This window comes from Janthinobacterium svalbardense (genome assembly GCF_002327145.1).
Lineage (GTDB): Bacteria > Pseudomonadota > Gammaproteobacteria > Burkholderiales > Burkholderiaceae_D > Janthinobacterium > Janthinobacterium tructae.
In genome coordinates this window covers 4,263,495-4,281,035 of sequence record NZ_CP023422.1, presented here as the reverse complement: position 1 = coordinate 4,281,035, position 17,541 = coordinate 4,263,495, and the positions used below count along the sequence as shown (strand labels likewise).

The following is a 17,541-nucleotide window of genomic DNA, read 5'->3' as shown; positions in this document are numbered from 1 at the left end:
GCGGCCGCGCTTCATGCTACGATTTCCATTATTGAGTCAGTCACAAGGAGGCACCCCATGGAAAACAGTTCTAAAATTCACTATAAGGGCTGGGAAATTGTTCCCCTGGCCGTGCCCACTACCGATGGCAAATGGTCGGCCAGTTGCGACATCGAACGCGCCACCGCGGAAGGCCTGGAAGTATTCGAAGGCTCGACCATGCAATTCGTGCGCGACGACGAGGATGGCGCCATTGCCGCCGCCTGCGAAGAAGCCGTGCGCCAGATCGACAACATCATCGCCAACCCGCTGGTGCGGCTGGCTTAGCTCCTGCATTTCCAGCAAACCTGCAGCCGGCGCCCGCCGGCTTTTTTTATGGTGCGCCCGGCGTTCCGCCCGGTGGCAGCCTGCTCTGTTTCATGTTTCAATGTTTCAAATGGAATGATTGAAACATATTTGAAACATCATTGACATGCATCGTGACATGGCTGTTCCCTTGCGTGACACTGCACGCCATGCCGATACATGGCCGCTTCCCCCTGATCTCACTGCGTACTGGCGTACTTTCCGGGTGGACGCGCGGCCCTGGCACGGCATTTGCAATAGTGATGCTCATAGCAAGTCCATGAAACATTCGGGACGACCCGAATCCCATAAGGTGAACACATGACTCAATACTCCGCAGGTGCCGCATTCCGCAAGGCCGTCCAGGAAGAATCCCCGTTGCAAGTCGTCGGCGCCATCAACGCCAACCACGCCTTGCTGGCCAAGCGCGCCGGTTATAAAGCCATCTATTTGTCCGGCGGCGGTGTCGCGGCCGGCTCGCTGGGCTTGCCCGACCTGGGCATTTCCAGCCTGGACGACGTGCTGACCGATATCCGCCGCATCACCGACGTGTGCGACCTGCCGCTGCTGGTCGATGCCGACACGGGCTTCGGTTCGTCCGCCTTCAACGTGGCGCGCACCGTGAAATCGATGATCAAGTTCGGCGCTGCCGGCCTGCACATCGAAGACCAGGTGGGCGCCAAGCGCTGCGGCCACCGTCCGGGCAAGGAAATCGTCAGCAAGGAAGAAATGGTGGACCGCATCAAGGCGGCCGTCGATGCGCGCACGGACCCGAACTTCGTCATCATGGCGCGCACCGATGCGCTGGCCGTCGATGGCCTGGAAGCGGCACTGGAACGCGCTGTCGCCTGCGTCGAAGCGGGTGCCGACATGATCTTCCCGGAAGCCATCACGGACCTGGACATGTATGCCACGTTCGCCAAGGCCGTCAACGTGCCTATCCTGGCCAACATCACGGAATTTGGTTCCACGCCGCTGTTCACGCTGGACGAATTGCGCAGCGCCCACGTGGGCCTGGCCCTGTATCCGCTGTCGGCTTTCCGCGCCATGAACAAGGCGGCCGACAACGTCTACCGCGCCCTGCGCCGCGACGGCACGCAAAAAAATGTCGTCGACACCATGCAGACGCGCATGGAGCTGTATGAATCGATCAATTACCACGACTTCGAGCAAAAGCTCGATGCGCTGTTCGCCGCGCAAAAGAAGTAAGCACCTATACAAGAGCGGGCCTTGGGAGGCCCAAGCCCGCCGCACTGGACTGACAATCATCTTCTGGAGAACACTATGACCGCACCGCAAGTCGCTACTTTCAAGCCTAAAAAATCCGTCGCCCTGTCCGGCGTTACTGCCGGCAATACGGCGCTGTGCTCGGTCGGTAAGACCGGCAACGATTTGCACTACCGCGGCTATGACATCCTGGACGTGGCCGACAGCTGCGAGTTCGAGGAAATCGCCTACCTGCTGGTGCACGGCAAGCTGCCGACCGCCGCCGAATTGAAAGGCTACAAAGCCAAGCTGAAATCCCTGCGCGGCTTGCCGTCGGCTGTCAAGTCGGCCCTGGAAGCGCTGCCGGCCGCCGCCCACCCGATGGACGTGATGCGCACGGGCGTGTCCGTGCTGGGCTGCACCCTGCCGGAAAAAGACGACCATAACGCGCCGGGCGCGCGCGACATCGCCGACCGCCTGATGGCGTCGTTCGGCTCCATGCTGCTGTACTGGTACCACTACAGCCATAACGGCAAGCGCATTGAAGTGGAAACGGACGACGACTCGATCGGCGGCCACTTCCTGCACCTGCTGCATGGCGAAAAACCGTCGGCGTCGTGGGAAAAAGCCATGCACACGTCCTTGATCCTGTACGCGGAACACGAATTCAACGCCTCGACCTTCACCAGCCGCGTCATCGCCGGCACGGGTTCGGACATCCATTCGGCCATCACGGGCGCCATCGGCGCGCTGCGCGGCCCGAAACACGGCGGCGCGAACGAAGTGGCGCTGGACATCCAGAAACGCTACGACAACGCCGATGAAGCGGAAGCGGACATCCGCGAACGCGTCGCCAACAAGGAAGTGGTGATCGGCTTCGGCCACCCCGTGTACACGATTTCGGACCCGCGCAATAAAGTCATCAAGGAAGTGGCGCGCAATCTGTCGCAGGAAGCCGGTTCGACAAAAATGTTCGACATCGCCGAGCGCCTGGAATCGGTGATGTGGGAAATCAAGAACATGTTCCCGAACCTGGACTGGTTCTCGGCCGTGTCGTACCACATGATGGGCGTGCCGACGGCGATGTTCACGCCGCTGTTCGTCATTTCGCGCACCTCGGGCTGGGCCGCCCACATCATCGAACAGCGCATCGATAACAAGATCATCCGCCCGAGCGCCAACTACGTGGGCCCGGAAGACCTGGAATTCGTGCCGATCAAGGACCGCAAATAATGAGCACTGCAATGACTACCCCGATGAATACGCTGCACCGCAAGCCCTTGCCGGGCACCCAGCTAGACTACTTCGACACGCGCGCCGCCGTCGATGCGATCCAGCCAGGCGCCTACGCCACTTTGCCCTATACCTCGCGCGTACTGGCCGAAAACCTTGTGCGCCGCTGCGACCCTGCCACCCTGAACGCCTCGCTGAGCCAGTTCATCGAACGCCGCCGCGACCTGGACTTTCCATGGTTCCCGGCCCGCGTCGTCTGCCATGACATCCTGGGCCAGACGGCCCTGGTCGATCTGGCCGGCCTGCGCGACGCCATCGCGGCCCAGGGCGGCGACCCGGCCCTGGTCAACCCCGTCGTGCCGACGCAGCTGGTGGTCGACCACTCGCTGGCCGTCGAATGCGGTGGTTTTGACCCCGACGCCTTCGCCAAGAACCGCGCCATCGAAGACCGCCGCAACGAAGACCGTTTCGACTTCATCGACTGGACCAAGAAAGCCTTTAAAAACGTCGACGTGATCCCGCCAGGCAACGGCATCCTGCACCAGATCAATCTGGAGCGCATGTCGCCCGTGATCCAGGTGCAAAATGGCGTCGCCTATCCCGATACCCTGGTGGGCACGGATTCGCACACGCCGATGGTCGATGCGCTGGGCGTGATCGCCATCGGGGTGGGTGGCCTGGAAGCGGAAAGCGTGATGCTGGGCCGCGCCTCTTGGATGCGCCTGCCCGACATCATCGGCGTCAAGCTGACGGGCAAACCGCAGCCGGGCATCACGGCCACCGATACCGTGCTGGCGCTGACGGAATTTTTGCGCAAGCAGAAGGTCGTCTCGTCCTACCTGGAATTCTACGGCGAGGGAGCGTCGCACCTGACCCTGGGCGACCGCGCCACGATTTCCAATATGGCGCCGGAATTTGGCGCCACGGCTGCCATGTTCTACATCGATGCGCAAACCATCAAGTATTTGAAACTGACGGGCCGCGACGACGAACTGGTGAAACTGGTGGAGCTGTACGCCAAAGAGACTGGCCTGTGGGCCGACAGCCTGGTCGACGCGCAATATGAGCGCGTGCTGACTTTCGATCTGTCGTCCGTGGTGCGCAATATCGCCGGGCCGTCGAATCCGCACAACCGCGTGCCGACGTCGGAACTGGCTGCACGCGGCATTTCCGGCGTGGTGGAAAACGAGCCGGGCAAGATGCCGGACGGCGCCGTCATCATCGCGGCCATCACCAGTTGCACCAACACGAACAATCCGCGCAACATGATCGCCGCCGGTCTGATCGCGCGCAATGCGAACCGCCTGGGCCTGACCCGCAAACCTTGGGTCAAATCGTCGCTGGCGCCGGGCTCGAAAACGGTGGAGCTGTACCTGCAGGAAGCGGGCCTGATGACCGAGCTGGAGCAACTGGGCTTCGGCATCGTGGCGTTTGCCTGCACCTCGTGCAACGGCATGTCGGGCGCGCTCGATCCTGTCATCCAGGAAGAAGTGGTGTCGCGCGATCTGTACGCCACGGCCGTTTTGTCGGGCAACCGCAATTTCGACGGCCGCATCCACCCGTACGCGAAACAGGCTTTCCTCGCCTCGCCGCCGCTGGTGGTGGCCTACGCGATTGCCGGCACCATCCGCTTCGATATCGAAAAGGACGTGCTGGGCATCGCGCCGGACGGCAAGGCTATCCAGTTGAAGGATATCTGGCCATCCGATGAGGAAATCGACGCCATCGTCGCCTCCAGCGTCAAGCCGGAGCAGTTCCGCAAGGTGTACATCCCGATGTTTGCCGCGCAGGTGGACGACGGCATCAAGGTCAGCCCCCTGTATGACTGGCGTCCGCAGACGACGTACATCCGCCGTCCGCCATACTGGGAAGGCGCGCTGGCTGGCGCACGCCCATTGAAAGGCATGCGTCCGCTGGCTGTGTTGGGCGACAACATCACGACCGATCATTTGTCGCCATCGAACGCCATCATGCTCGATAGCGCGGCGGGCGAGTATCTGGCGAAGATGGGTTTGCCCGAGGAAGACTTCAATTCCTACGCCACGCACCGGGGCGACCATCTGACGGCGCAGCGCGCCACGTTTGCCAACCCGACCCTGAAGAACGAGATGGTCATCGAGGATGGCAAAGTCAAAGCTGGTTCGCTCACGCGCATCGAGCCGGAAGGCACGATTTCGCGCATGTGGGAAGCCATCGAGGTGTATATGGAGCGCAAGCAGCCCCTGATCATCATCGCTGGCGCCGACTACGGCCAGGGTTCCTCGCGCGACTGGGCCGCCAAGGGCGTGCGCCTGGCCGGCGTTGAAGCCATCGTGGCCGAAGGCTTCGAGCGCATCCACCGCACCAACCTGGTGGGCATGGGCGTGCTGCCGCTGGAGTTTTTGCCAGGCGTGAATCGCAAGACCCTGGGCCTCGATGGCAGCGAAACCTACGACGTCGTGGGCGAGCGCACGCCGCGCTCCACGTTGACCCTGCTCATTCACCGCAAGAACGGCGAAACGCTCGAAGTGCCCGTCACCTGCCGCCTCGACACGGCGGAAGAGGTGTCGATCTACGAGGCGGGCGGCGTGCTGCAGCGCTTCGCGCAAGACTTCCTCGAGTCGTCGAAGGCAGCGTAATGGCGATGTGACCGCGCAATTCACCCCAAACGCAAGGTCTGGGGTCGGACCCTCAGGGTCCGACCCCAGCATTTCGCCGTTGGGTTTAATCAGCCATTCAACGCAGGAACTTCCATGACCCACGTACCCCAAATCAACATCCCCGCCACCTACATGCGTGGCGGCACCAGCAAGGGCGTGTTTTTCCGCCTGCAGGATTTGCCCGCCAGCGCGCAAGTGCCGGGAGCCGCGCGCGATGCGCTGCTGCTGCGCGTGATCGGCAGCCCCGACCCGTACGGCAAGCAGATCGACGGCATGGGCGGCGCCACCTCGAGCACCAGCAAGACGGTGATCCTGGCGAAAAGTAGCAAGCCGGAGCACGACGTCGACTACCTGTTCGGCCAGGTCTCCATCGACAAGCCGTTTGTCGACTGGAGCGGCAATTGCGGCAACCTGTCGGCGGCAGTCGGCTCGTTCGCCATTGCCAGCGGCCTGATGGACGCCGCGCGCGTGCCCGCAAATGGTGTCGCCACGGTGCGCATCTGGCAAGCCAATATCGGCAAGACCATCATCGCCCACGTCCCCGTGACGCATGGCGAGGTGCAGGAAACGGGCGACTTCGAGCTCGATGGCGTGACCTTCCCGGCCGCCGAAGTGAAACTGGAATTCCTCGATCCGGCCGCGGAGGAAGAGGGCGGCGACGGTAGCACATCTGCCATGTTCCCGACCGGCAACCTGGTCGATGACCTCGACGTGCCCGGCATCGGCACCTTGAAAGTCACGCTGATCAACGCCGGCATCCCGACGATTTTTGTCGATGCGCAGGCCATCGGTTACACGGGCACGGAACTGCAGGACGCCATCAATGGCGATCCGGCCGCACTGGCCCGTTTCGAGACCATCCGCGCGCATGGCGCCCTGCGCATGGGTCTCATTGCCCACCTGGATGAAGCGGCGAAGCGCCAGCACACGCCGAAGGTGGCTTTTGTCGCCAAGCCGGCCAGCTATGTCTCGTCCAGCGGCAAGCAGGTGGCAGCGGGCGAGATCGACCTGCTGGTGCGCGCCATGTCGATGGGTAAACTGCACCACGCCATGATGGGCACGGCCGCTGTCGCCATCGGCACGGCGGCAGCCATTCCCGGCACCCTGGTGAACCTGGCGGCGGGCGGCGGCGAAAAAACCAGCGTGCGTTTCGGCCACCCGTCCGGCACCCTGATGGTGGGCGCGGAAGCGGCGCTGGTCGATGGCGCATGGAGCGTCACCAAAGCCATCATGAGCCGCAGCGCGCGCGTGCTGATGGAAGGTGTCGTGCGCATTCCCGGCGACGCGTTTTAGGCAGAAATACGCAGGCAGATGCTACACAGATCGTACACATAATGCGGCGGCCAGGCCAGTTGGCCCAGGTCCGACACAGATTGCACGCCTACCGGAGGAGACATGAAATTCGCAGCATTTTATCAACGCTCGATCGACACGCCTGACGCTTTTTGGCGCGACGAAGCGGAAAAGATCGATTGGCATACCCCGTTTTCGCAAGTGCTTGATTATTCCCGCCCGCCGTTCGCCAAATGGTTCGTCGGCGGCACCACCAATTTGTGCCACAACGCCGTCGACCGCTGGGTGGACAGCCAGGGCGATGCCGCCGCGCTGATCGCCATTTCCACCGAAACGAATACCGAGCGCACTTACAGCTTTCGCGAGCTGCAGCGCGAAGTGGAGCGCTGCGCCGCTATTTTGCTGTCGCTGGGCGTGGACAAGGGCGACCGCGTCCTGATTTACATGCCGATGATCGCCGAGGCGGCCTTCGCCATGCTGGCGTGTGCCCGCATCGGCGCCGTGCATTCCGTGGTGTTCGGCGGTTTTGCCGCCAACAGCCTGGCCAGCCGCATCGACGATGCGCAGCCAAAACTGGTGTTCTCCGCCGATGCCGGTTCGCGCAATGGCAAGGCGATCGCCTACAAGCCGCTGCTTGACGAAGCCATTCGCATCGCGGCGCACAAGCCGCAGCAGGTGCTGCTGGTCGACCGCCACCTGGTGCCCATGCAACTGACGCCGGGCCGCGATGTCGATTACGCGACCCTGCGCGAGCAGCACCTGGATGCGCAGGTGCCCGTCACCTGGCTCGAATCGAACGAGCCGTCGTACGTGCTGTACACCTCGGGCACGACGGGTAAACCGAAGGGCGTGCAGCGCGACGTGGGCGGCTATGCAGTGGCGCTGGCGTCGTCGATGCAGTACAACTTCTGCGGCAAGCCCGGCGAAACCTTCTTTGCCACCTCGGATATCGGCTGGGTGGTGGGCCATTCCTACATCGTGTATGGCCCGCTGATCGCCGGCATGGCCACCATTCTGTACGAGGGTTTGCCGATCTGTCCCGATGCGGGCATCTGGTGGAGCATCGTTGAAAAATACAAGGTCACGCGCATGTTCTCGGCGCCCACGGCCATCCGCGTGCTGCGCAAGCATCCTGTGGAACTGATGCGCAAGTACGACCTGTCTTCCCTGAAGGCGCTGTACCTGGCGGGCGAGCCGCTCGATGAAACCACCTCGCAATGGATCGCCGATGAACTCAAAGTGGACATCATCGACAACTATTGGCAGACGGAGACGGGCTGGCCGATCCTCTCGGTGGCAAAAGGCGTGGCCGATACGCCGACGCGCCTGGGCAGCCCGGGCATGGCCATGTACGGCTACCAGGTCAAGCTGCTCAACGAAGCGACGGGCGAGGAGTGCGGTGCCAACGAGAAGGGCGTGCTGGTGCTGGAGGGCCCGCTGCCGCCCGGCTGCATGCAGACGGTGTACGGCGACGACGAGCGTTTCGTCGAGACCTACTGGTCCACCTTCAGCGGCCGGCAAGTGTATTCCACCTTCGACTGGGGCGTGCGCGATGCGGACGGCTATTACTTCATCCTGGGCCGCACCGATGACGTGATCAACGTGGCCGGCCACCGCCTGGGCACGCGCGAAATCGAGGAAAGCATCACCAGCCATCCGAACGTGTCGGAAGTGGCGGTGGTGGGCGTGGAAGACAAGCTCAAAGGCCAGGTGGCGATGGCTTTTGTGATCCTGAAAAACCCGCAGGGTTTCGACAGCGTTGAAGCGAAAGCGGCACTGGAACGCGAAGTGATGGCTGTGGTAGACCGCCAGCTGGGCGCCGTGGCGCGGCCCGCGCGCGTGCTGTTTGTGGCGCAGTTGCCGAAGACGCGTTCGGGCAAGCTGCTGCGCCGCTCGATCCAGGCCATCTGCGAAGGGCGCAGCCCGGGGGACCTGACGTCGATGGACGATCCGGCATCGCTGCAGCAGATCCAGGCAGCGTTGGTGTAAACGCCATGATGAGAATAGAGTTTATCAAACGATAAACATTATTCTCAAATCCGGTCGCTTTCCTTGCGCACGACCCTGCCCACGATCAGGCATTCATTGCCGCGGCATAGCTTGCGGTGGTATTTGCGCTGGTCCGGGTTGTCCGAGGTCAGCCACCATTCTCCGATATCGCGCGCCATGCGCTTGACCACCGGTTCGCCTTCGTAATTGATGGCAAACACAATGCCATCGGCCGGCCGCTTGTCGGCCGTATTGATGATCACCACGTCGTCCTCGTACAGGGCCGGCTCCATGCTCTCGCCCTTGACCTTGATGGCCACCAGTTTTTCAGGGTGGTAGCCATTGCGCTCGACCCAGCTGCGCGGCACGCTGATGGTGCTGCCGTCGTGCGTTTCCGGTTCGATGGCAAAGCCCGTGATGCCGGCCGACAGGCGCAATTTCACCTTGCGGATCGGGTAGAAGCGCGCATCTTCGCCATCGAGCACCACCACAGGCTGTACCTCACCCAGCGCGCGTGCCGCCAGCTCTGCCTGGTCGGGTGCCGCCCCTTGGTCGAAGTACATGCTGTCGAGTTGCAGGTCGGCTTCCAGCTTGCGCGCGATTTTTTCGCTGAAGGCGCGTCCTTCGCGGTAGGTGGGCGAGAGGATTTGCGAGATGCGCGCCTCGCTCCAGCCGCTGACATCGGAAATTTTCTTGCGCGTGTTGTCGTAGTGCTCGCGGATCAGGGCCAGCAGGCGGTCGCGTCTGTATTGATACATATTCATCTCCACATTAAACCCGAAATTTACCGTTTGATAAATTACCAAATGCTTGACTTTAACATTAGCGATTGATAAAGTCCACTCGTTGCCTGTCGCAAACGCACTACAGCGTCTGCCGATGGGCGACACCACGGGAGGTCAGGCAGATGTTGAACAGCAGTCAGTTGGTGGAAAGCAGGGTGGCGCCGCGCCAGGGGCGCCAGTTACAGGGACGCAGCAGGAAGTCGCAGCTGCATATCGCCCGCATCGCGCAATACATACGCGAGCAGGGCCAGGCCAGCGCGGCGCAATTGTCCGCCTTGCTGGGACTCGATGCGGGCACCATGAGCCGCTATTTGCGCCACATGTGCGGCATGGGACAGATCCACCTGGCGCAGCGCCATTGCACCGAACCGGGACGCCAGCGGTCCGCACTGTACGCGCTGGGCGAGCCGGACGAGGAGGTCGACGGCTGGGCCGAACTGCCACCGCAAGTGCGCCGCACCGCGTGCTGGCCACGCGGTGCGGCGCGCCGCGATCCGCTGGTGGCGGCCTTGTTCGGACCGGCGCAAGGGTAGGGCAGCAAGCCGCCTTCTCAAATGAATGACAGCAAGCAAGCTGCCAAGCGCAGCTTTCTTTGCCGCAACGGAAAGCACATCATGCATATCGATATCACCGCCGCAGGGGCTGCCTGGATCAAGCTGCTGGGCGTCCCCTTGCTCGCCGCCTTCTTTGCCACCTTGCTCAGCTTCATGGTCATGTGGCCACGCAACTGCAAGGAGGCGCTCATCCGTATTTGCTCCAGCATCATCATTGCCACGTTTGCCGGTCCCGTCCTGGTGTCGGCGGTGCTGGCGTGGTGGCCCGGCTTGTTTGACAGCGCGCAAACGGTGGCGGCGCTGTATGGCTGTGATCCGGCCACGGGCTTTCTGTTCATTGCCGCACCGCTGATGGCGCTCGTCGGTTTGCCGGCGTGGTGGCTGGTGAGTGCCAGCGTGCGCTGGTTCGACCGGCGCCGCGACAAGGATATCGGGGAACTGGCGGCGGATGCGGCCGCTGCCGTCAAGGAGGTGCGGACGCGGCGCTGACGGCGCTGGCGTCCCCTTTTAGTGCATGCTGACGGCGGCGCGCCTGAAATCGGTGCGAAGGGAGAGGGCGCCATGCGCCTCATGCTAGTTTGTCGCCACAAACTGTATACAATTCCACCTGGCACGAAGCGTGCATGGCATACCTTGGCCATCCCATCCAAGGAGCTTCGCATGCATCATCCACCGCCAGTGTGTTCCTGTCGTCCCGTTTCTCTCTTGCTTTTCCCTTTCACCTGCACCCATCCGGGCCGCAGTAACCCAGGAAATGGAGCGTAAATGGCCTCTCACCGCTTGAAATCCATCCACCGCAGCGTTCCGGGCAGTACGCCTGCCGCGCCATCGCCTGTCGATGAAATCCTGCCAGCCGGCAAGCTGTTCACCCTGGGCTTGCAACATGTGCTCGTCATGTATGCAGGTGCCATCGCCGTGCCGCTGATCGTCGGCCGTGCCCTCAAGCTGCCGCCCGAGCAGGTGGCGGCATTGATCAGTGCCGACCTGTTCTGCTGCGGCCTGGTGACCCTGATCCAGTCCCTGGGCATCGGCAAGTACTTCGGCATCCGCTTGCCCGTGATGATGGGCGTGACCTTTGCCGCCGTCAGTCCCATACTGGCCATGGCGAACAACCCGGCCCTGGGCATCACTGGCATCTTTGGCGCCGTGATCGGCGCCGGCGTGGTTTCCATACTGATCGCGCCCTTCATCAGCCGCCTGCTGGCCCTGTTTCCGCCCGTGGTCACCGGCAGCATCATCGCCGTGATCGGCGTGTCGCTGATGCGCGTGGGCGTGAACTGGGCCATGGGCGGACCGCCCGCCATGGCGCAAATTGCCGATCCCGCCTTCCTCAAGATGGCCGCTGCCGCCACGGCGGCCGGCTTGCCTGCGCCGCTTGGCCCCGTGCCGCTGATTGCCAACCCCGGCTACGGCGCGCTGGATAACATGGGCATCGCCTTTTTCGTGCTGGCCGTCATCTTGCTGGTGGCCAAGTATGGCCGCGGCTTCCTGTCGAATATCGCGGTATTGATCGGCATCATCGCCGGCACGGCCCTGTCGTTTGCGCTGGGCAAGGCCGATTTTGCCAAGGTGGCCGGCGCCAAGGCCTTTGCCATCGTCACGCCGTTCCAGTTCGGCATGCCGACCTTCGACGTGGTCGCCATCGTGACCATGAGCCTGGTGATGATCGTCGTCATGATCGAGTCGCTGGGCATGTTTTTGGCGCTGGGCGAAATGACGGACAAGCGCATCACGCAAGACGACATCAGCCGCGGCTTGCGCGTCGATGGCCTGGGCACCCTGATCGGCGGCATCTTCAATACCTTCCCGTACACCTCGTTCTCGCAAAACGTAGGCCTGGTGGGCGTGACGGGCGTGCGCAGCCGCTGGGTCTGCGTGGCGGCCGGTCTCATCCTGCTGGTCATGGGCGTGATCCCGAAGATCGCGCAGACGGCCGAGTCCGTGCCGGCGTTCGTGCTGGGCGGGGCGGGGCTGGTGATGTTCGGCATGGTGGCCGCCACCGGCATCCGCATCCTGGCCGGCGTTGACTACAAGAGCAACCGCAACAACCTGTTCATCGTGGCCTTGTCGATCGGCTTTGGCATGCTGCCGCTGGTGGCAGAGCAATATGCGCAGCACATGCCCAAGGCCCTGTCGCCGTTGCTGCACAGCGGCATCTTACTGGCCGCCATCGTTGCCGTGCTGCTCAATCTGTTCTTCAACGGCCTGGCCTCAAGCGAAAAAGCGAGGGAGCAGGCGCGCGAAAATAGTCACGGCAGCGATTGAGGCGCCGCCCTGTAGCGTGAATGCGGATCAGCCGGACGGCAGCATCCTCAGCATCACACAATTGCGCCCCGCGTCCTTGGCGTGGTACAGCGCGGCGTCGGCCAGGCGCAGCAGGGCGTCGGGATCTGCGGCGCCCGGTGGCGACTGGAGCGCGATGCCGACGCTGATCGTCACCTGTGCTGCATCCGCACTCGCATGGGGGATGCCCAGATCTTCGATGGCGCGCCGCAGCGCTTCGCCGATCTGGCGCGCGTCGTCTGCGCCCGTGTTCGGCAGCACGATCGAAAACTCTTCGCCGCCGTAGCGCGCCGTCAGGTCGCCTGCGCGCCGCATGCCGGCCGCCAGCGCCTGCGCGACCCGGATCAGGCACGCGTCGCCGGCCTGGTGGCCATGCCTGTCGTTGAAGCGCTTGAAGTAGTCGACATCGAGCATGATGACGGCCAGCGGCTGGCCGACGCGCGTGGCGCGCGCACATTCGGCGCGCAGCACGTCGTCGAAATGGCGTCGGTTCGACAGGCCCGTCAGGCCGTCGGTGATGGACAGGGTTGCCAGTTTGCGGTTGGCGTCCTCCAGCTGTTCCGTGCGTTCGGCAACGCGCCGTTCCAGGCTGTCATGCAGCCTGGCGCTGGAGATCGAAATCATCGCCTGTACACCGAGCATGCGCAGGAAGGCGACGCGCTCCTGTGTGAACGAGGCTTCTGCAAGCCGGTTCTCGAAATACAGGATGCCGTCGATCTGTCCGCCGTGCCGGATCGGCAGGCACATGACGGCACGCGGCAGGTGCAGCTGCACGTACGGGTCGGCGGCAAAGCGCGACACGCCCGTGATGCTGTCTTCGATCACCTCCGCGCCAGTGCGGATCACGTAGCGCAGCAGCGACAGCGGGAACTGCGGGTCGCTGGCGGCGTTCAGGTCGAGCCGCCGCGCTTGCAGGACGGTGACGCCATCGCCATCGAGATTGGCCTCCAGCTGGTAGCTGCCCTCGGACAGCAGCAGCAGGCGCGCCACTTGCCCGCCAGCGTTTTCGCATACGATGGAAATGAGGCGCGTCAGCACATTGCGCAGGCCGACTTCGTTCGACAGGATCTGTGCCGCCTTCAGCAGCGACACCAGGTCGAGCGCGGAACTGCCGTGCGTGTGTGGGCCCACATGCGACAGCGTGCTGCGGCCATCCATCCGTGACAGCAGCGCAGCGTGGCGCGCCCGCAGTTGCGTCACCTTGCCCTCTGCACCCCACTGGCCGTAGTGCGCGATGGCGTCCTGGATGAAGACGCCGGCCACGCGCGCGTGGCCCTGCTCGGACCAGTATTCGCCGCACAGCTCATTGCCCAGCGCTTGCACGTTGACATAGCCTGCCAGGCCGGCGGCGTCGATCGCCTGCCGGTAATGGCGTGTGGCCAGCTGCAGCTCGTCCCGGTAGCGTGCCATCTCGGCCATCACCAGCAGATGTTTGGCAGCGCTATTGTCCGAGCCTTGCCTGGCCCACTCGGTGAGGCTCGCCTGCAGTGCATCGATCATGCTCAGCACAGCGCCCGCATCGGGTCGCGCCGGGTCGCACCGCAAGGCACGCAGCCATATCAGCGCGGCGTAGAAGCTCGACTCGGCAACCTTGGCCTGGCCGCGCATGATCTGGGTGACGATGCCGAGCTGGCCGGCCAGCAGCTCGGCGTCGGCGCCGTCGAACAGGTAGGCGTTGCGGATCTTGCCTTGCAAATAGTAGGCGCGGTACAGCTGCGAATCGCCATACTGTTCCAGGAAGCGCGCCTCGCTGAACGTCGCATCATTGTAGCTGTCGTGACGGGGCAGCAGGCCCATCAGGCATTTGATTGGCTGGACCGCGGCGGCGACGCAGCAATCGGCCATCGCCTGCTGGCCGTTGGCGCGCATCAGCGCCAGGTCGTGCTCGATGTCTTGCATCAGGTGCGGCAGGTAGTCGCCGAGGATCATCCGTTCGGTGGCGCGCACGGCCGCCACCACGCCGACCTGCACGAAATCGGCGATTTCCAGCGCCCAGCCAAAGGCTTCTTCGTACAGGGCGTCGGAGCTGCGCAGGGGCTGCGTCCAGTGGCTGATGAGCGCACCGAACATCAGGCCCGTGAGTGTGCGCGTCTGCAGATTGGCACGCCGCCTGGCCAGCGCCATCGCCATCGCGCCGAAATCGTAGCCGCGCGCCACGTCGCCGCCGTACAGTGCCAGCATCAGCGCGTAGCCGACATAGGCGACGGCGCTGAAATCGCTGTTCCCCCGCTGCATGGACAGCCGCGTCATCGATACCACCATCAGCGCGCTGAGATCCTGCTGACCGGCGTAATAGCTGGCCATCCACAGGCCCTGCATCATCTGCATCGCGGCCACCGCGTCCGGCGCGCACATGTCGCCGGCCGCCAGCAAGGTGTCGGGCGCCTGCGCGCCTGGCTGCTGCCCGATGTCGGCACGGATGTCGTCGAAACGCGCCTTCATGTGCGCGACATCGTGCGGAATGGCGATGTTCAACTGCGCCAGGCCTTCGCGCTGCACGGCGATGGCGTCGAGCAGGCGGCCCTGCAATTGATACTGGTGCGCCTGGATGGCAATGCAGCGTACCTGCAGCAGCGGGTGCAAGGCGCGGGCGCGCACCAGCGGATAGATCGCCTCGGCGGCATCGAACTGCCCGCACAGGTACGCCGCTTCGGCCGCGCCCAGCTGCAGGTCGAGCCAGAGGTCGGCGTGGACGCTCCACGCCTCTGCCGGCAGCAGGCCCAGACCAATTCGCATGTGCTCCAGCGTGGCCTGGAACGCGGCCGAGCGTCGTGCCTTGACGCCGGCCTGCAGATTGAGCGCCGCCAACTGCACGCGCTCCTCTGCATCGTCGAGCAGCGCACGGCCGGCGTTGAGCTGTTCGACGATCTCGAACAGCGTCTCGTCCTGGTGCCCCAACGTGGCATGCCGCAGCAGCAGGCGGCCGATGCGAAGATGGTTGGCCGCGCGGGTAGCGGCTTCGGCGACCAGGTAGGCTGCCTGCTGCACCCGGTCGTGCAGGAAGCGGTAATGGACGCCGCTCTGGCCGGCACGGGTGTCGCCATTGACGTATTTATAGCGTTCGTCGAGCGGCTGGACCAGTCCTGCATGCAGCGCCGGCCACAAGGCTTGCTGCGTGTGCCGTGGCGAGCGGTCCACTGCCAGCGCCAGCGTGTCGAGCGTGAAGCGGTTGCCGCTGGAGGCGGCCAATTGCAGCAGGTGTTGCGTTGCCGTCGGCAGGCGGTGGATTTTCTCCAGCAGCACTTCGACCACGTTGTCGGTATATTTGACTTGTTGTATCGCGGGCAGGTCCCAGTCCCAGCAATCGTCGGCTGCGCGGTAGCGCAGGTGGCCCGTCTCATTGAGCGTAGCGAGGAACTGGTTGAGGAAAAATGGATTGCCGGCCGTCTTGGTGTAGCAAATGCGGGTCAGTGGCGCGCAGTCAGGCACCGCCACGCGCACGGTGGCCGCGACCATTTGCGCAACCTGCGCTTCGCTCAGGGGGCTCAAAAACAGCGTGGACAGGCGCACCTCGCGTGCGTGCAGCTTGTCGCGCAGCGCCATGAGGGGATGCGCGGCGCTCACTTCGTTGTCGCGGTACGCGCCGATGAACAGCAGGCAGCATTTGTCGCAGGAGAGCATGAGCAGCTCGATCATCCGCAGCGTGGCCGCATCGGCCCATTGCAGGTCGTCCAGGAACAGTACCAGCGGATGCCCGGCGCAGGCGAAGACTTCGACGAAGCGGGGGAACAGCCGGTCCAGGCGCAGCTGGGCCTGGACCGGCGCCGGCGCGGGCATGGCGTCGGTGGGGCCGACGATCAACGCCAGTTGGGGAATCAGTTCGACCAGTACGCCGATGCCATCGCCCAGGGCGCCGTGCAGTTTTGCGGACCACTGCCGCAGCGTTGCTTCGGGCTGGCCCAGCAGCTGGCGCACCAGGCCCTGGAAAGCCTGGATCAGCGAGGCATACGGTACGTCGCGCTGGAGCTGGTCAAATTTGCCGGACAGGAAGCAGCCGCGCCGGGCGACGATCGGTTTCTGCACTTCGTTGACGACCGCGGACTTGCCGATGCCAGAATGGCCGGCCAGCAGCAGCATCTCGCAGCGACCCGCGGCACTGCGTTCAAACGCCGCCAGCAGCACGGCGATGGCATCTTCGCGCCCATGCAGCGTTTGCGGCACCAGGAAGCGGCCATTGTGGTCGGACAGCCTGAGCGCCTGCGCCGGCTGGTCCGCACGGCATGCTGCGAGGTCGCTGCGCAGGCCTTGCAAGCTCTGGTAGCGTTGCTCGGCATTTTTTTCCAGCAGGCGCTGGATGATCGGCAGCAGCTGGCCCGGCAAGTTTGCGAGTGCCGGGTGCGACCAGTCGGGACTGCGGGCAATGTGGCAATGCACGAGTTCCATCGCGTCGCCCGCCTCGAACGGCGCCTGGCCGGCCAGCAGTTCGTAGAAAGTGGCGCCGAGCGCATAGAAATCGGCGCGCCAGTCGACCCGCCGATTCATGCGCCCCGTCTGTTCCGGCGCCATGTAGCGCAAGGTGCCTTCCAGGGCCTGGAGATTGACGATGCCATGGCTTTCGTAGGGCAGTTCACAGGCGATGCCGAAATCGGTCAGCTGCAGCAGACGCCGGTCGGCATTCCACACCAGATTGGAGGGATTGATGTCCTTGTGGATCACGCCATGACGATGGACCTCTTCCAGCGCCGCGCACAGTTGCAGCGCGATGTCGAAAAAATCGTCCAGCGCCAACGCAGGCTGCGCCGGCGTCCTGCGCACCGCCGCCTGCGCGCGCAAAATCTGGTCGAGCGCCTGGCCACCGCTATCTTCCAGGATCATCGTCCAGCACCCGCCGTGCAGCTGCAGTGCCAGCGGATGCACCACGCCAGGATGGCGGCAGCGGCGCGCGATCGCATACTCGCGCTTGAATTGTGCCAGTTGCTGAAAGGAAGGGAACTGCTGATTGGGCTTCTTGACGATTAGCGCAGTGCCATCAGTGGCCTTGGCGCGATACACCCGCGAGCGGCCACCGCTGTGCAGCTGTTTGATGATCTCGTGGTCGAAAAGGGAGCGCATGGGCTGTTGCGGTACACGGACGGTTGCGGGAGCCTTGAGGCGCACATTTCGAATGTCTTACTTCGTTGCAAGTATTATATCAGTAGGCAGTGGCGGCGAGGCGAGAGGAGCGAAGGGTGTTGTTGCAAAAATGTCGGCCGGCAGGCGAGTTCGGATGCGGGAAACGAGTGCGATGGCGGTGCC

At 63.7% G+C, this 17,541-nt stretch carries 11 protein-coding genes; 9 read left to right on the top strand and 2 right to left on the bottom strand.

Annotation, left to right across the window (positions count from 1 at the left end):
• Positions 1-57: 57 nt before the first annotated feature.
• From CNX70_RS18830 to CNX70_RS18805, 6 genes are all read left to right on the top strand, one after another.
• Positions 58-306, top strand: a complete 249-nt coding sequence (locus tag CNX70_RS18830) for a hypothetical protein (RefSeq protein WP_096236077.1) — start codon at positions 58-60, stop codon at positions 304-306.
• A 339-nt stretch (positions 307-645) separates the two neighbouring features.
• Complete coding sequence (gene prpB / locus CNX70_RS18825) at positions 646-1,533, top strand: methylisocitrate lyase (protein ID WP_096236075.1); 888 nt, start codon at positions 646-648, stop codon at positions 1,531-1,533.
• Between the two features lie 75 nt (positions 1,534-1,608).
• The gene (prpC, locus tag CNX70_RS18820) at positions 1,609-2,763 is read left to right on the top strand and encodes a bifunctional 2-methylcitrate synthase/citrate synthase (protein ID WP_096236073.1); all 1,155 of its coding nucleotides are present in this window, start codon (positions 1,609-1,611) and stop codon (positions 2,761-2,763) included.
• Between the two features lie 23 nt (positions 2,764-2,786).
• Positions 2,787-5,381, top strand: coding sequence for a Fe/S-dependent 2-methylisocitrate dehydratase AcnD (gene acnD, locus CNX70_RS18815; RefSeq protein ID WP_096236071.1), 2,595 nt, complete (start codon positions 2,787-2,789; stop codon positions 5,379-5,381).
• 114 nt (positions 5,382-5,495) lie between these two features.
• Positions 5,496-6,695, top strand: coding sequence for a 2-methylaconitate cis-trans isomerase PrpF (gene prpF, locus CNX70_RS18810; RefSeq protein WP_096236069.1), 1,200 nt, complete (start codon positions 5,496-5,498; stop codon positions 6,693-6,695).
• 102 nt (positions 6,696-6,797) lie between these two features.
• Positions 6,798-8,684, top strand: coding sequence for a propionate--CoA ligase (locus CNX70_RS18805; RefSeq protein WP_096236067.1), 1,887 nt, complete (start codon positions 6,798-6,800; stop codon positions 8,682-8,684).
• Positions 8,685-8,728: 44 nt separating this feature from the next.
• Here the strand turns inward: CNX70_RS18805 and CNX70_RS18800 are convergent, their stop codons facing one another.
• A complete protein-coding gene (locus tag CNX70_RS18800) occupies positions 8,729-9,442 on the bottom strand; it encodes a S24 family peptidase (protein ID WP_096236065.1) in 714 nt (237 codons plus the stop codon).
• A gap of 149 nt (positions 9,443-9,591) precedes the next feature.
• Here CNX70_RS18800 and CNX70_RS18795 point away from each other — a divergent pair, with 149 nt between their 5' ends.
• The 3 genes from CNX70_RS18795 (at position 9,592) to CNX70_RS18785 (ending at position 12,288) form a co-directional block, all read left to right on the top strand.
• The gene (locus tag CNX70_RS18795; RefSeq protein WP_157751151.1) at positions 9,592-10,002 is read left to right on the top strand and encodes a FeoC-like transcriptional regulator; all 411 of its coding nucleotides are present in this window, start codon (positions 9,592-9,594) and stop codon (positions 10,000-10,002) included.
• Between the two features lie 81 nt (positions 10,003-10,083).
• Entirely contained in the window at positions 10,084-10,512 is a 429-nt protein-coding gene (locus CNX70_RS18790) for a hypothetical protein (RefSeq protein ID WP_071076698.1), read from the top strand.
• Positions 10,513-10,788: 276 nt separating this feature from the next.
• A complete protein-coding gene (locus CNX70_RS18785) occupies positions 10,789-12,288 on the top strand; it encodes a nucleobase:cation symporter-2 family protein (RefSeq protein WP_244198861.1) in 1,500 nt (499 codons plus the stop codon).
• A 27-nt stretch (positions 12,289-12,315) separates the two neighbouring features.
• Here CNX70_RS18785 and CNX70_RS18780 read toward each other — a convergent pair whose 3' ends face one another.
• Positions 12,316-17,358: a diguanylate cyclase domain-containing protein gene (locus CNX70_RS18780; RefSeq protein ID WP_096236061.1), complete on the bottom strand. Its 5,043-nt coding sequence runs from the start codon at positions 17,356-17,358 to the stop codon at positions 12,316-12,318.
• Positions 17,359-17,541 lie beyond the last annotated feature (183 nt).

Bases quoted from the DNA above. Each gene is read 5' to 3' on its own strand.
- acnD (WP_096236071.1), top strand. From the start codon at position 2,787: ATGAATACGCTGCACCGCAAGCCCTTGCCGGGCACCCAGCTAGACTAC.
- CNX70_RS18785 (WP_244198861.1), top strand. From the start codon at position 10,789: ATGGCCTCTCACCGCTTGAAATCCATCCACCGCAGCGTTCCGGGCAGT.
- CNX70_RS18800 (WP_096236065.1), bottom strand. From the start codon at position 9,442: ATGTATCAATACAGACGCGACCGCCTGCTGGCCCTGATCCGCGAGCAC.
- prpB (WP_096236075.1), top strand. From the start codon at position 646: ATGACTCAATACTCCGCAGGTGCCGCATTCCGCAAGGCCGTCCAGGAA.
- CNX70_RS18780 (WP_096236061.1), bottom strand. From the start codon at position 17,358: ATGCGCTCCCTTTTCGACCACGAGATCATCAAACAGCTGCACAGCGGT.
- CNX70_RS18830 (WP_096236077.1), top strand. From the start codon at position 58: ATGGAAAACAGTTCTAAAATTCACTATAAGGGCTGGGAAATTGTTCCC.
- prpF (WP_096236069.1), top strand. From the start codon at position 5,496: ATGACCCACGTACCCCAAATCAACATCCCCGCCACCTACATGCGTGGC.
- prpC (WP_096236073.1), top strand. From the start codon at position 1,609: ATGACCGCACCGCAAGTCGCTACTTTCAAGCCTAAAAAATCCGTCGCC.
- CNX70_RS18790 (WP_071076698.1), top strand. From the start codon at position 10,084: ATGCATATCGATATCACCGCCGCAGGGGCTGCCTGGATCAAGCTGCTG.
- CNX70_RS18805 (WP_096236067.1), top strand. From the start codon at position 6,798: ATGAAATTCGCAGCATTTTATCAACGCTCGATCGACACGCCTGACGCT.
- CNX70_RS18795 (WP_157751151.1), top strand. From the start codon at position 9,592: ATGTTGAACAGCAGTCAGTTGGTGGAAAGCAGGGTGGCGCCGCGCCAG.